The organism is Acidovorax sp. Leaf73 (assembly GCF_916855635.1).
In the GTDB taxonomy this organism is placed as follows: Bacteria; Pseudomonadota; Gammaproteobacteria; order Burkholderiales; family Burkholderiaceae_C; genus Acidovorax; species Acidovorax facilis.
Genome location: NZ_CAKASI010000002.1, coordinates 423,758 through 437,276, shown reverse-complemented (window position 1 = coordinate 437,276; position 13,519 = coordinate 423,758). Strand labels below are relative to the sequence as shown.

General features: G+C 62.9%; 17 protein-coding genes. 4 read left to right on the top strand and 13 right to left on the bottom strand.

Features of this window, described 5'->3' with window-relative positions; genetic code table 11:
• Window positions 1-81: 81 nt before the first annotated feature.
• Window positions 82-1,119, top strand: a complete 1,038-nt coding sequence (locus LPA35_RS08380; RefSeq protein WP_228896440.1) for a tripartite tricarboxylate transporter substrate binding protein — start codon at window positions 82-84, stop codon at window positions 1,117-1,119.
• Between the two features lie 133 nt (window positions 1,120-1,252).
• Here LPA35_RS08380 and LPA35_RS08375 read toward each other — a convergent pair whose 3' ends face one another.
• The 5 genes from LPA35_RS08375 to LPA35_RS08355 are packed head-to-tail and all read right to left on the bottom strand — an operon-like array spanning window position 1,253 to window position 5,429.
• Window positions 1,253-1,870, bottom strand: coding sequence for an SCO family protein (locus LPA35_RS08375; RefSeq protein WP_370641381.1), 618 nt, complete (start codon window positions 1,868-1,870; stop codon window positions 1,253-1,255).
• Between the two features lie 8 nt (window positions 1,871-1,878).
• The gene (gene cyoE, locus LPA35_RS08370; RefSeq protein ID WP_228896438.1) at window positions 1,879-2,781 is read right to left on the bottom strand and encodes a heme o synthase; all 903 of its coding nucleotides are present in this window, start codon (window positions 2,779-2,781) and stop codon (window positions 1,879-1,881) included.
• On the bottom strand, window positions 2,778-3,959 hold the full coding sequence (locus tag LPA35_RS08365; RefSeq protein WP_228896436.1) for a heme A synthase: 1,182 nt from the start codon (window positions 3,957-3,959) through the stop codon (window positions 2,778-2,780). The genes cyoE and LPA35_RS08365 overlap by 4 nt, the downstream gene beginning before the upstream one ends.
• Complete coding sequence (locus LPA35_RS08360) at window positions 3,959-4,702, bottom strand: hypothetical protein (protein ID WP_055398591.1); 744 nt, start codon at window positions 4,700-4,702, stop codon at window positions 3,959-3,961. Before LPA35_RS08360 ends, LPA35_RS08365 begins: the two co-directional genes overlap by 1 nt.
• Window positions 4,644-5,429: an SURF1 family protein gene (locus LPA35_RS08355; protein WP_121420954.1), complete on the bottom strand. Its 786-nt coding sequence runs from the start codon at window positions 5,427-5,429 to the stop codon at window positions 4,644-4,646. Before LPA35_RS08355 ends, LPA35_RS08360 begins: the two co-directional genes overlap by 59 nt.
• A 15-nt stretch (window positions 5,430-5,444) precedes the next feature.
• On the opposite strand from LPA35_RS08355, the gene LPA35_RS08350 reads away from it, so the two are divergent.
• Complete coding sequence (locus tag LPA35_RS08350; RefSeq protein WP_055398589.1) at window positions 5,445-5,669, top strand: twin transmembrane helix small protein; 225 nt, start codon at window positions 5,445-5,447, stop codon at window positions 5,667-5,669.
• A 117-nt stretch (window positions 5,670-5,786) separates the two neighbouring features.
• Here LPA35_RS08350 and LPA35_RS08345 read toward each other — a convergent pair whose 3' ends face one another.
• The 8 genes from LPA35_RS08345 to LPA35_RS08310 all read right to left on the bottom strand — a co-directional run bounded on the left by LPA35_RS08345 (window position 5,787) and on the right by LPA35_RS08310 (window position 12,150).
• Complete coding sequence (locus LPA35_RS08345; protein WP_228896434.1) at window positions 5,787-6,668, bottom strand: cytochrome c oxidase subunit 3; 882 nt, start codon at window positions 6,666-6,668, stop codon at window positions 5,787-5,789.
• 65 nt (window positions 6,669-6,733) lie between these two features.
• Window positions 6,734-6,958 carry a DUF2970 domain-containing protein gene (locus tag LPA35_RS08340; RefSeq protein ID WP_055398587.1) on the bottom strand — a complete coding sequence of 75 codons (225 nt, stop codon included), beginning with the start codon at window positions 6,956-6,958 and terminating at the stop codon, window positions 6,734-6,736.
• Complete coding sequence (locus LPA35_RS08335) at window positions 6,955-7,590, bottom strand: cytochrome c oxidase assembly protein (protein ID WP_228896432.1); 636 nt, start codon at window positions 7,588-7,590, stop codon at window positions 6,955-6,957. Before LPA35_RS08335 ends, LPA35_RS08340 begins: the two co-directional genes overlap by 4 nt.
• A 13-nt stretch (window positions 7,591-7,603) precedes the next feature.
• Window positions 7,604-7,714, bottom strand: coding sequence for a cytochrome oxidase small assembly protein (locus LPA35_RS08330; RefSeq protein ID WP_212742253.1), 111 nt, complete (start codon window positions 7,712-7,714; stop codon window positions 7,604-7,606).
• Window positions 7,715-7,725: 11 nt separating this feature from the next.
• On the bottom strand, window positions 7,726-9,357 hold the full coding sequence (gene ctaD / locus LPA35_RS08325) for a cytochrome c oxidase subunit I (RefSeq protein ID WP_055398585.1): 1,632 nt from the start codon (window positions 9,355-9,357) through the stop codon (window positions 7,726-7,728).
• A gap of 30 nt (window positions 9,358-9,387) precedes the next feature.
• Window positions 9,388-10,557, bottom strand: a complete 1,170-nt coding sequence (gene coxB / locus LPA35_RS08320) for a cytochrome c oxidase subunit II (RefSeq protein WP_055398584.1) — start codon at window positions 10,555-10,557, stop codon at window positions 9,388-9,390.
• Window positions 10,558-10,616: 59 nt separating this feature from the next.
• Complete coding sequence (locus LPA35_RS08315; protein WP_121420957.1) at window positions 10,617-11,093, bottom strand: DUF2244 domain-containing protein; 477 nt, start codon at window positions 11,091-11,093, stop codon at window positions 10,617-10,619.
• A 151-nt stretch (window positions 11,094-11,244) separates the two neighbouring features.
• Complete coding sequence (locus tag LPA35_RS08310; protein WP_121505567.1) at window positions 11,245-12,150, bottom strand: biotin synthase; 906 nt, start codon at window positions 12,148-12,150, stop codon at window positions 11,245-11,247.
• Between the two features lie 23 nt (window positions 12,151-12,173).
• Here LPA35_RS08310 and LPA35_RS08305 point away from each other — a divergent pair, with 23 nt between their 5' ends.
• Window positions 12,174-12,896 (top strand): ComF family protein, encoded by a 723-nt coding sequence (locus LPA35_RS08305; RefSeq protein ID WP_228896431.1) that lies wholly within the window; start codon window positions 12,174-12,176, stop codon window positions 12,894-12,896.
• Between the two features lie 85 nt (window positions 12,897-12,981).
• Window positions 12,982-13,509: a tRNA (cytidine(34)-2'-O)-methyltransferase gene (locus tag LPA35_RS08300; RefSeq protein WP_055398580.1), complete on the top strand. Its 528-nt coding sequence runs from the start codon at window positions 12,982-12,984 to the stop codon at window positions 13,507-13,509.
• Window positions 13,510-13,519 lie beyond the last annotated feature (10 nt).

The following is a 13,519-nucleotide window of genomic DNA, read 5'->3' as shown; positions in this document are numbered from 1 at the left end:
GAAGTTGCCTCACGGGGCCCCAGTTCTGGGGCCCCGTGTCGTTTTGGCCCCTGAATGTTCTTGTTGAGGAGACCCCTTCCCATGTTGTCGTCACGTCCTGTTGTTTCTCGCCGTGCGTCTACGCTGCTGATTGCGCTGGCAGCCGCCTCCCCCTGGGCTCTCGCCCAGAACGCCGCCAAGCCCGGTGCCGCAGCAGCCGCCGCGCCCCTGGCATGGCCCACCAAGCCGCTCAAGATCATCGTGGGCTTTCCGGCCGGGTCTTCGCCCGACCTCACGGCGCGCACGTTCAGCGAGCCACTGTCCAAGGCCCTGGGCCAACCGGTGATCGTGGAAAACAAGGTGGGCGCAGGCGGCAATATTGCGGCTGATGCCGTGGCCAAAGCGCGTGATGACCACACCATCGGCCTGATGATCAACGGCAACATGACAATTGCCAAGCTGCTGAACCCGGCCGTGCCCTACGACCCGCTCAAGGACTTGGCACCGCTGAGCCTCATCGGCACCTCGCCCCTGATCCTGACAGCACCCGTGATCCAACCCGGGGTGCCCGCCAACAGCAGCGCCCGCGACTTCTTTGTGGCAGCCCGCAATGGCGGCGACAAGTGGAGCTATGGCACGCCCGGCGTGGGCACGGTGGGCCACATTGGCACCGAGTTGCTCAAGTCGCGCAGCAACATCAACCCGGTGCATGTGCCCTACCCGGGCTACCCACAGGTGGCCACCGCCATGCTGGGCGGGCAGTTGCAGATGGCCTTGCTGCCCCCGGCCCTGGCGCAGGCCCAGGTGCGTGCGGGCAAGCTGCGCGCGATTGGCGTGACGTCTTCCGGGCGCAGCCCGCTGGCACCCGATGTGCCGAGCCTGGTCGAGGCTGGCATCAGCAACTTCAACCTGGAAATCTGGAATGCCTTTGCGGCGCCTTCGACCCTGCCCAAGCCCATCCAGGCCAAGCTGGCGGCGCTGATCAGCGAGATTGCGCGCAGCGAAGAGGTGCGCGGCAAGCTGTTCCAGCAGGGCTGGCAGACGGTGGGCTCGTCGCCCGAGGGGCTGGCCAACCGCGTGAAGGCCGACACCAACTTGCTGGGCGGCGTGATCGCGATGCGCGGCATCAAGGCGGAATAAATCTGCGCGACGGAAACGCCGCACGCCTTTGCTGCTAGCACACATCAACCCGGGTCTGGCCGATGCGCCTGCCCGGGTTTTTTGTTGCAGGTGCTGTCAAACCAGCAGGCGGACTGGCGGGCCCGCAGAAACCTCAGCCCGCCTCGGCCAGCAGTGCCTTGACGTCTGCCGCCAGGGCCTGCGCGCCACTGCCATAGCGGTTATAGATGCGCAGGCGCCCCGCCGTGTCATACACGTAGCTGCCCGCCGAGTGGTCCATGGTGTAGCTGGTGGGCGTTTTGCCATCGACCTTCTTGTAGTAGATCTTGAAGTCCTTGGCGACCGCAGCCAGTTGCTCTGGCGAGCCATACAGGGCCAGAAAACTGGGATCGAAATTGGCCATGTAGGCCTTGAGCACTTCCGGCGTATCGCGTTCGGGGTCTACCGTGACGAAGATGCCCTGCAGGCGGTCGCCGTCCTTGCCCAGCATCTTCTTCACCTCGGCCAGCTCTTGCATGGAGGTGGGGCACACGTCCGGGCACTGCGTGAAGCCGAAGAACACCACCACCACCTTGCCCGCAAAGTCCTTGAGGTGTCGCGCCTGGCCGTTGTGGTCGGTCAGCGGGATGTCACGGGCATAGTCCGCACCGGTGATATCCACGCCACGAAACTCTGCCTTTTTCTCCGAACAGGCACTAAAAATGCCCGCAGCGCTTATAGATAAAGCGCTAACAGCTATCATTTTGAGAGCACTTCTTTTCAGCATGGTCATGGCGGTCTTCACAGCACGTAGTGGTCCACCAGGAGGGCGGCAAACAGGGCGCTCAGGTGGATGAGGGAAAAGCGGAAGGTCTTGCGCGCGAGCGCGTCCGAATAGTTGCGCCACAGGGCAAAACCGTAGCCGCAGAAGCCTGCGCTCAGCACCACCGCGGCGGCCAGGTAGATCCACGAGCTCATGCCGTAGACGAAGGGCATCAGGCACCCGGCAAACAGGATCAGGGTGTACAGAAACACCTGCAGGCGGGTGAACTCGTTGCCATGGGTCACCGGCAGCATGGGCAGGCCAGACTTGCGATAGTCCTCCACCCGGTACAGGGCCAGCGCCCAGAAGTGAGGAGGCGTCCACAGAAAGATGATGAGGAACAGGATGAGCGCTTCTGGGCCGACATCGTTGGTCATGGCCGCCCAACCGAGCACGGGCGGCATGGCGCCTGACGCACCACCAATCACAATGTTCTGCGGCGTAAGGGGCTTGAGAATCACTGTGTAGATGACCGCATAGCCCACAAATGTGGCGAACGTGAGCCACATCATGAGAGGGTTCACCCAGAAGTACAACAGTGCGGACCCCGCACCACACAACACGGCAGAAAACAGCAGCGTCTGGGCGTTGGACAACTGGCCCTTGGCCGTGGGACGCCAGGCGGTGCGCTTCATCTTGGCGTCGATGCCCTGCTCCACGATGCAGTTGAAGGCGGCGGCAGCGCCCGCCACCAGCCACACCCCGGCACAGGCCAAGGCCATCAGCCCAAGTTGCGAGGCCGACGGAAGCCCAGGCACAGCCAGCACCATGCCAATGAGGGCACAAAACACAATGAGCTGGACCACGCGCGGCTTGGTCAGCGCATAGAACTGCGCAATGCGCGACGGCGTAGAAACAGCGGCGGGGGCAGCAACACTCATGCGGAAACTCTCGATGCACCCGAAGGCGCGGAAAACTCTTGCGGCGCGGACACCGCGCGGCTGGACACCAAGGCCCAGGTCAACACCACCACCAGCGCCGCAGCGCCACCGGTATGCAGCACGGCGGCCAGCAGCGGCCAGTCCAGCACCACGTTGGAGAGACCGGTGGCCAGTTGCAGCAGCGCCAACGCGGCCAGCCAGCGGGACTGAACCCGGAGCACGCCCGCCTGGCGAAGGCGCCAGCAAACGATGCCCAGGGCCAAGAGGACCACATAAGCCATGAGCCGGTGTACATAGTGGATGGCTGTGAGCCCGGCAAAACTGATGTGGCTGCCGTCCTGCAGCATACCCAGCGCGCGCCAGACCTGAAAACCCTGGCCAAAGTCCATGGCAGGCCACCAACTCCCCTGACAAGTGGGAAAGGTGGTGCAAGCCAGCACCGCGTAGTTGGTGCTGACCCAGCCACCCAGCACCACCTGCACCGCCACGAGCACGCCGGTGATCACCAGGCCCCAGCGCACCCCGGTGGAGACACGCACAGGCAGCTTGCCCTGGGCGCTCTGGGTGTGGCGCACTGCCTGCACACACAGCAGCGCCAGCAGCACCAGCCCCCCGATGAGGTGCAGCGTGACGATGGCCGGAAAGAGTTTCATCGTCACCGTCAGCGCCCCGAAAGCCCCTTGCAGACACACCCAGAACAGCGTGAAGGTGGGCCACCACGGGCTGATGGGGGGACGCTCGCCCCCCATGCGCAAGGCCTTGCGGTGCTGCACCCACGCCGACACCGTGAGCACGATGATGAGCACGCCCACGCCCGTGGCCAGGTAACGGTGGATCATTTCAACCCATGCCTTGCCATGGGTCACAGGGCCGGTGGGCATGGCCTCCTGGGCCGCCGCGATCTCGGTGCGCGCCCCCACGGGGCTGGCGCTGCCGTAGCACCCGGGCCAGTCGGGACAGCCCAGGCCCGAGTCGGTCAGGCGGGTGAAGGCGCCAAAAAGCACCAGATCAAACGTCAGGAACAGGGTGAGCACCGTGAGTGCCTGCAAGCGCCGCATGGGGGAGCTGTTGCGGTTGCGCCAGCCCACCCAGGCGAGCGGCCCGAGCGCAATCAGCACGCCCAGCAGCATCAGCCGGGCGATGGGCGCCAGATCGTAGAGCGGCTGTGGGGTGTCCATCACGGCTTCCCGGGACGCCCGGCCTCATCCCATGACGAGGACGCACGCAACAGGCGTTCAAGATCCCGCTTGGCCTTGGCCGCGCCTGCCGCATCCATGGCTGCCGGAAAACGCATCATCCAGTTGCCCATCGGGTCCACCACATACAGGTGGTCCGCGATCTGGTGCCCCTCGGCAGGCGCAAGCCACGCATTGAGTGCAGCAGCATCCATGCGCAGCACCGTCGCTTTCTGCAATGCGGGCGTGAGCTCCGGGGGCACGCTGGTAGCGTCGTTCACCAGCCAGACCCAGTCCACGCGGTCTTTCTCCTTGCCCACACTTTCGCGCAGTTGCCGCTGCAGGTACAGGTGCTTCTGGCAGGCGGCATCACAGGCCCCTCCCGCAACGCTGACCAGAAGCCATTGCCCCTTCAGCGAAGCCAGGGGAACGGCCTTGCCATCGAGTGCCGTGGCGCTCAGGTCCGGCAGGGTGCGCTGCGGGTTGATCAACTCGCCATAGTTGCGCCGGCCTTCGGGGCGGATGACGTAGTACGTGAAATACGAGGCGATGACCGGCGCCGCGCAGATGAGCAGCACGCCCAGCATCTTCAAACGCCCATGGCGCGTGCGCTGCGTCAGGGCCACGGCGCCCGCCGCTTCGGGCAGCGTGTGCACGGTGAGCCCCAGGGGATGGTCCCCCTGGGCTTCAGGCGGCAGGGTGGCTGCGCGGGCGAATGAACCGTCGGACGATTTGGAACCAGACATAGAGAAGTGCAATCAGGCCGCAGAGCCCGAACCATTGAAATGCGTAACCGTAGTGTTTGTCGACGCCTGCGCCGACCACGGGCCAGTCGCGTTGAAGCCCCTCGCCCGCTTCGCCCGTCTGCAGCACCGTGAGGTGGGCAAGCGCCAGACCGGTTTCGGTGCGAAACGCCGCCAGGTCGAGATTTTGCCGGATGCGAGAAGACCCCTGGGCACTGTCGGCGCCCTGGAACTCATACAAACGTGAAGGCGCGGGCGCCACACGGCCTTGCACCCGCACCGCCACATCCTGTGGCGTCTGCACCTGTGGCAATTGCGTGCGGTCCTGGAAATTGCGCGGCGCCCAGCCACGCTGCACCAGAACCGCCGCGCCACTTTGCCCTGCCAGCTGCAAAGGCGTCACCACAAAAAAGCCCGGGCGCCCGTGCATCTGGCGGTTGTCGAGGTACACCGTGTGCTCCGACAGCCACCGCCCCTCCAGAACCACAGCACGGTGCACCAACGAAGAGGCGTCCTTCGAGGATGGATCTGCCACCGCAGCAGCAAGCAAGGCGCGGCCGTCAATGGCAGGCATGCGCCCCCGTTCGTCCAGCGCGGCCTGAAGCGCCTCTTTTTCGGCTGCGCGCGACAGCTGCCAGCGGCCCAGCGATGCCGTGACCAGCATGCCCGCCACTGCGGCGAGTGTGATCAACCAGAAACGCAGGCCTGCGGGACGGCGGAAAGTGGTCACGGGATAATGTGCTCCATGAAATACCTCGTAGTGCTGGCGTTCATCGCCATTCTTGCCAGCCTGGCATCCGCCCTGTTCTTCATGATGCGCAATGGACGCGATGACAAGTCCAAGGGCAACCACATGGCCAAGGCGCTGGCCGTGCGGGTGGGGATCTCCATCGTGCTGTTCCTGTGTATCCTGGTCGCCTGGCAGCTGGGCTACATCCAGCCTACTGGCCTGCCGGCAACCGCCCGCTAACCCCCTCCAACCGTGGCGAGCAGGACGCCGCCAGCGATGGACCAGGGTCTGCGCTGACAGCATGCATGCCAACAAAAAAAGCGCCGCGAGGCGCTTTTTTTACATGGCAGGCGCGGTTTACAACCAGTAGACCAGCACGTACAGACCCAGCCACACCACGTCCACAAAGTGCCAGTACCAGGCAGCGCCCTCGAAACCGAAGTGCTTGTCGGCGGTGAAATGGCCCTTTTGCAATCGCAGCGTGATCACCAGCAGCATCAGCATGCCCAGGAACACGTGGAAACCGTGGAAGCCGGTCAGCATGAAGAACGTCGAACCGAACACGCCCGAGTTGAGCTTGAGGTTCAGGTCGGTGTAGAGGTGGTAGTACTCATAGCCTTGCACCAGCAGGAAGACAAAACCCAGCAGCACGGTTGCCCACATGAAACCAATCGTCTTGCCACGCTGGTTCTCGCGCAGGGCGTGGTGGGCAATGGTCAGCGTCACACCCGATGTCAGCAGCAGAGCCGTATTGATGGTGGGCAGCCAGAAGGGACCCACCGTCTGGAAGGGCTCGACGATGCCAGCCGGCGAACCGGTCACGCCAGCAGCCAGACTGGGCCAGACCGCCTTGAAATCAGGCCACAGCAGTGCATTGTCCAGGCTTCCCAGGGCAGGTACAGAGTGCGAACGCGCCCACCACAGGGCCGTGAAGAACGCGCCGAAAAACATCACCTCCGAGAAGATGAACCAGCTCATGCTCCAGCGGTACGACAGATCGATCTTGTGGCCATACAGGCCACCTTCACTCTCACGCACCGCATCGCCGAACCATTGGTACAGCGTGAACAGCCACCACACCAGGCCCAGCGCCAGGGAATACTTGCCCCAGTCGTGGCCGTTGATCCACTGCCCTGCGCCCAGAATGACGAAGAACAGGCCTGCAGCCGCCATCACAGGGTGACGCGACTCGGCAGGCACATAGTAGTACGGGGTTCCGCCGTGGGTTGATGCACTCATTTCAGCTCCTGACTCTCAAAATCTTTGTTTTCAGTATTTGTTCGTACCAACCAACACACACTCACTCACACGATCCAGTTCACCAGCCCGATCAGGCCGATGACCAGCAGAAAGACCGCGATCAATCCCACCACGATGATGTGCAGTGGGTTGAGTTTTTCGACATCCTGCTGGTATTCGCTGCCCTTGCGCAGGCCGATGAGCGACCAGGCCACGGCGCGCACGGTGCGCAGCAACGAGCCTTTGCGCGCATGCGGCTTCACCACGGGCTGCTCCAGTGGGGTATTCATGATCCAGCCCTTTCCAATGAGGAAATGGCCGGAAGGGATACATCCACGGCAGCTGTGGACTGCGGTGCTGCGGGTGTCTTGCCACCCACTTCAAAGAACGTGTAGGACAACGTAATGGTCGTCACGTCCTTCGAAATACGGGGGTCAATCACAAACGCCACCGGCCATTCCTTTTTCTCGCCGGGCTCCAGCGTGTACTGGTTAAAGCAGAAGCACTCCAGCTTGTTGAAGTGTGCAGCAGCCTGGCGGGGCGCGTAGCTGGGAATGGCCTGCGCAGCCATGCGGCGGTTCTGAATGTTCTGAAACTGGTACATCACCGTGGTCAGCTCACCCGGGTGCACCTGCACCGATCGCTGGGTAGGTTTGAAATCCCAGGGACCCCGCGCGTTGGCATCAAACTCCACCGTGATCGTACGGGTCCTGTCCACCTGCGTGTTGGCAGGAACCTTGACATCCTTGCCCGCAACGCCGTTACCAGGCACCTGACGCTCAGAGAGCGACAGGATGTTGATGCCCGTCATCTCGCAGATGTGCTTGTAGATGGGAATCAGCACATAGCCGAAGGCGAACATGCCAGCCGCGATCACGACCAGCTTGCCGACCATCTTGGCGTTTTCGCGGTGCAGGCTCATGGCAGGTGTGGACTCAACGGGAAAGGAAGAACACCTTGGCCATGAACCCGACGAAGAACACCACCGCAATCGACGCCAGGATCAGCGCCATCCGCAGGTTGCTCTTTTTCTGCTCGGGTGTCATCGTCGTGGCCCTCAGCCGATCACACGGGTTGCCGTGGCATCCAGCTTGGGTGGATTCTCAAAAGTGTGGAAAGGCGCTGGAGAGGGAACTTCCCATTCCAGACCTTCAGCACCGTCCCAAGGCTTAGCAGCTGCCTTTTCACCCTTGCCACGCATGGCAGGAACAATCACCGCCAGGAAGAAGTAGACCTGCATCAGACCGAAGCCCAGCGCGCCGACCGAGGCAATCGCGTTGAAGTCAGCGAATTGCATGGGGTAGTCGGCGTAGCGACGGGGCATACCGGCAAGACCCAGGAAGTGCATGGGGAAGAAGGTGATGTTGAACGTGATCAACGAGCCCCAGAAGTGGATCTGGCCGCGCGTTTCAGAGTACATCACACCCGTCCACTTGGGCAGCCAGTAGTAGACGCCAGCAAACATGGAGAACAGGGAGCCTGCCACCAGCACGTAGTGGAAGTGGGCCACTACGTAGTACGTGTCTTGCAGCTGGATGTCGATGGGAGCCATGGCCAGAATCAGGCCGGTGAAACCACCCATGGTGAACACGAAGATGAAGCCCACCGCAAACAGCATGGGGGTCTCAAAGGTCATGGAGCCGCGCCACATGGTGGCGATCCAGTTGAAGATCTTCACGGCCGTGGGCACGGAGATCAGCATGGTGGCGTACATGAAGAAGAGCTGGCCCGTCACGGGCATGCCCGTCGTGAACATGTGGTGGGCCCACACGATGAACGACAGGATGGCGATGGACGACGTGGCGTACACCATGGAGGCGTAGCCGAACAGCTTCTTGCGGGCAAACGCAGGCACGATCTGGCTGATGATGCCGAAGGCCGGCAGGATCATGATGTACACCTCAGGGTGGCCGAAGAACCAGAAGATGTGCTGGTACATCACCGGGTCACCGCCGCCAGCGGGGTTGAAGAAGCTGGTGCCGAAGTGGCGGTCCGTCAGCGTCATGGTGATGGCGCCAGCCAGCACGGGCATCACGGCGATCAGAAGGTAGGCGGTGATGAGCCAGGTCCAGGCGAACATGGGCATCTTCATCAGCGTCATGCCGGGTGCGCGCATGTTCAGGATGGTCACGATGATGTTGATCGAGCCCATGATGGACGAGGCACCCAGGATGTGCATCGCGAAGATGCCGGCATCCATGGAGGGGCCCATCTGCAGCGTCAGCGGCGCATACAGCGTCCAGCCCGCAGCAGGAGCGCCACCGGGCATGAAGAACGATGCCACCAGCATGATGGCAGCAGGGATCATCAGCCAGAAGCTGAAGTTGTTCATGCGGGCAAAAGCCATGTCGGATGCGCCGATCTGCAGCGGGATCATCCAGTTCGCAAAGCCCACGAAGGCCGGCATGATGGCGCCGAACACCATGATCAGACCGTGCATGGTGGTGAGCTGGTTGAACAGCTCGGGGTTCACCAGCTGAAGGCCGGGCTGGAACAGCTCGGCGCGAATCAACAGCGCCAGGACGCCGCCCACCATAAGCATGGCGAAGGCAAACAGCAGGTACAGGGTACCGATGTCCTTGTGGTTCGTGGCATACACCCAGCGGCGCCAGCCGGTGGGACCATGGTGTCCATGGTCGTCGTGTGCGTGGTCGCCCGCGTGCCCGTGGTTGTCGAGAACTGCACTCATCTTGGATTCCTCAATACGTTAGGGCGCTGATTACTTGCCGCGCTGGGCCACGATTTCAGCAGGCTGCACCAGCTGGCCGGTCTTGTTGGACCACGAATTCTTGGTGTAGGTGGCAACGGCTGCGATGTCGGTATCGCTCAGTTGCGCCCATGCAGGCATGGCACCATTGGCTGCGCCCTTGAGCAGAACCTGGATCTGCTTGACATGGTCCGCGTCCAGCACGATGGCCGAACCGTCCAATGGCTTGATGGGGCCAGCGCCCTTGCCGTTGGCCTGGTGACAGGCCGCACAGTTGGCGGCATACACCTTCTCGCCACGCTTCATGATGTCGTCCAGCGCCCAGACCTTGGTGGGGTCGTCCAGCTTGGCAGCAGCCTTCTTCTTCTGATCAGCCACCCAGGCGGTGTAGTCCTCAGCAGACACGACCTTCACATGGATGGGCATGTAAGCGTGCTCCTTGCCGCACAGCTCGGCGCACTGGCCGTAGTAATCGCCAATCTTCTCGGCGCGGAACCAGGTGTCGCGCACAAAGCCGGGGATCGCATCCTGCTTGATGCCGAAGGCGGGCACCATGAAGGCGTGGATCACGTCGTTGGCCGTCGTAATGATGCGGATCTTCTTGCCCACCGGTACCACCATCGGGTTGTCCACCTTGAGCAGGTAGTCGGTCGGCGCATCCTTGACATTGCCGCTGTCAGACATCACGCGGTGGCTGCTGTCCAGCGTGGAGATGAAGGCCAGACCCTCGCCCTCGCCGGTGATGTAGTCATAACCCCACTTCCACTGGTAGCCCGTGGTCTTGATGGTGAGGTCGGCGTTGGTGGTGTCCTTCTGGGCCACCAGCACCTTGGTGGCAGGCAGGGCCATCAGGATGACGATGATGAACGGAACAATGGTCCAGACCACTTCCACCGTCACGGATTCATGGAAATTGGCCGACTTGGCGCCCTTGGAACGGCGGTGTTTCCAAATCGAGTAGAACATCACGGAGAACACTGCAACAAAGATCACCGTGCAGATGATCAGCATCATCCAGTGCAGAAAATGTTGCTCTTCTGCGATCTTGGTGACCGGGGGATGCAGGTTCAGCTGGTTGACTGCAGGGCCGCCAGGCAGGTCCTGAACGGCATGGGCTGCGGAGCCCACCCATGCACCGGCAATCAGCAGCAGAGAAGCCAGCTTGTTGGAAATGCTCTTCATAGTTCTCACTTACTTCTAAGCCTCAATTTAACCAATCCCTTTCGCGCGCCTGCGTGGGGTCAGGCTGCGCGCAAGGCCATGCGGATCTCCGATGCCAGAGCCGGTCGAAGTTCGGGGCGCATGAAGCGCCCCACTTCGACCGTTCGGCCCTGCGCAGACAGCATGATCAGCGAACGGTCCCCAGACTTGGGCTCTACGCGAACCCAACTCCGGTCAAACTCGGCGCGCTCCAGCTTGCCTGCTGTCTCCAGTTCCACCACAAGGCGTGAACCCTGCAGCGAAATCCTCTCGCCATCCGCCGCATGGCGACCGTACATGGCGAATGCAATTCCTACCGCCACCATCTCCAGCCACGCAAAGGGCATGACCAGGCGGGCGCCGAGTATCCAGAAGCACGTTGCAATACCCAGGGACACCACACACAAGGACAGATACATCCAGCCCAACTGCACCGGCGTGACCGAACAGTTGCGAACGAGACGCCAGTCAATGCGTTGACCCGACACCGTGGCAAAACGAAAAACCAAGCCCGTCACCAGAAGTGCTCACAATACTGCCAGCTGAGTGCCTGTCATGCCCAAGGCAAGACAGGCGCAGCCCGCAAAGTTGCGCGGGAAGATGCCCGAAATCTCAATAACCCAGAATTGTAGCGTGCCTTGTTCCATGTCATTGACACGCCGTTACAGGCTAGTTCTCTTTGCCGCCCTGGCGCAACATGGTGCGCATGTCCTGCAGCGACACAGCGCTGCTGGAACTGACGCGCACCCGAGGCGCGGGCTTGAAGGCATGGCCATAAATGATTTCGAAAGTCAGTGCCAACTGACCACCTTGTTGCGGATCTGCCAACCGGTCGGACAGCACTTGGTAGAGCTTCTCGCGCCAGCGCCGACCGCGCAATGAGGGAAAGCGATCAGGGTGCAGATTGCAACCCAGCTCGCGCAGCTCTTGAATCAGCCGCTCGGGCGTGGCAAACGTGAGCGTTATGCGCTCCATGTCCATCACCGGTTCGGCAAAACCGGCGTGCACCAGCATGTCACCCCAATCGTGCATGTCGGTGAAGGCATGCCCGGCCGGGGGCCAGCCCAGCTCGGCATACACCGCATGCAGTTCACGCAGGGTGTCGGGCCCCAGGCACGAGAACATCAGGTAGCCATCCACCGCCAGGGCACGGTGCCATTGCGCGATCAGCGCCTGCGGGTCGGCTGCCGTGTGCAGCGCCATGTTGGCCCACAGCATCCGCACACTCGCATCTGCTGGCATACCCAGCTGGGGGTTGCCTGCGCTCCAGCGTGCAGGGCTCCACCACGGCTTGGCCAGCGCCTGCCGGGCAGAGTCCTCGCAATGGGCTGCCGTTTCGTAGATCTGACAACGCGCTTTGGGATAGCGTGCGCTCACCAGCGCATGCGCCTGCAGGCCGCCACGCACTGCGTCCCAATGGCACCACGATTCAGGGGCCTGGCGAATCCATTGCAAGCGGTCCTCCATGCGGCGGGCCACTTCTTCATGAAGCCAGGGAGATACGGCGGGGGCTGCTGCATGCCAGCGGGCCGCAGCAACGGGATCAATGGTGGGGGGGCGCTCGGAGGACGTCATGGGCCGCGCGAGTATATTGATTCATGCTTTTTACGGGCCTGACAGGGATTTCGCGCCGTTTCCACACCTGGGCCCACCAGGTGCCCAGCCAGTGCGCGTTCTGCCACACCTGGCCCTCGCAGCGCATCTGCAACGCCTGCGTGGCGCGGTTTGCCCAGCCCACCACGCGCTGCCAGCGCTGCGCCCTGCGGGTGCCCGCAGGGGTAGAGGTCTGCGGCGCCTGCATCCAGACCCCGCCCAGCTTCGATGCCTGCATTGCCGCAGTGGACTACGCCTACCCCTGGGCCGATGCGCTGGCGCAGTTCAAGTTTCGCGGTGATCCGGGCTGGGCCAAGGCGCTGGCCACACTGATGCGCAGCACGCCGTGGATGGAACCGGCGCTGGAAGCGGCTGACCGCGTGCTTCCGGTGCCGCTGTCCACCGAGCGCCTGCGCGAGCGGGGCTTCAACCAGTCGGCCCTGCTGGCAAGGCACTTGGCAGGCCCCAAAACCGACCTCCACACCCTGCTGCGCCTGCACGCCACCGAGGCGCAAAGCAGCCTGCCCCGCGCCCAGCGCCTGCGCAACCTGCGCGGCGCCTTCGCCGTTGAACCCAGCCGCGCGGCAGCCCTGCGCGGCCAGCGGGTGGTGCTGATCGATGACGTGATGACCACCGGTGCCACGCTGCAGGCGGCCACCCTGGCGCTGCGCGAGGCAGGCGTGGCGCATGTCACCGCCGCCGTCCTGGCGCGCACAGGGCTCGACTGAGCCCCGCAACCTCGAAGTACCAGCGGGATACTTTTGATTACGAGCGGTTGCTCAACTCACACGCCCAGCGATGACAATTGGCGGCATGTTCCATATCGTCCTCGTCGAACCCGAGATACCGCCCAACACGGGGAATGTGATTCGCCTGGCGGCCAACACGGGGTGCACTCTGCACCTGATCGAGCCGCTCGGGTTCTCGATGGAAGACCGCCAGATGCGCCGTGCGGGGCTGGACTATCACGAATACGCCCAGGTGCAAGTGCATGCAGGCTGGACCGCCTTCCTGCGGGATACCCAACCAGACCCGACCCGCATGTTCGCGATGACCACACACGGCTCGCAGCCCGTGCATTCCACCTGCTTCCTGCCGGGCGACTGGATGGTGTTTGGCGCTGAAACGCGGGGGCTTCCGCCCGAACTGCGCGAGAGTTTTCCGCCCGCACAACGCCTGCGCCTGCCCATGGTGGCGGGCCAGCGCAGCCTGAATTTGTCCAACGCCGTGGCTGTGACGGTGTTCGAAGCCTGGCGCCAGAACAGTTTTGCTATGCCCGACGGCGAAATCGCCGTGGAGCCAGAGGGCACCATCATCAGCGGATTTGCGCAGCTGGGTTGATGCCTGGCTG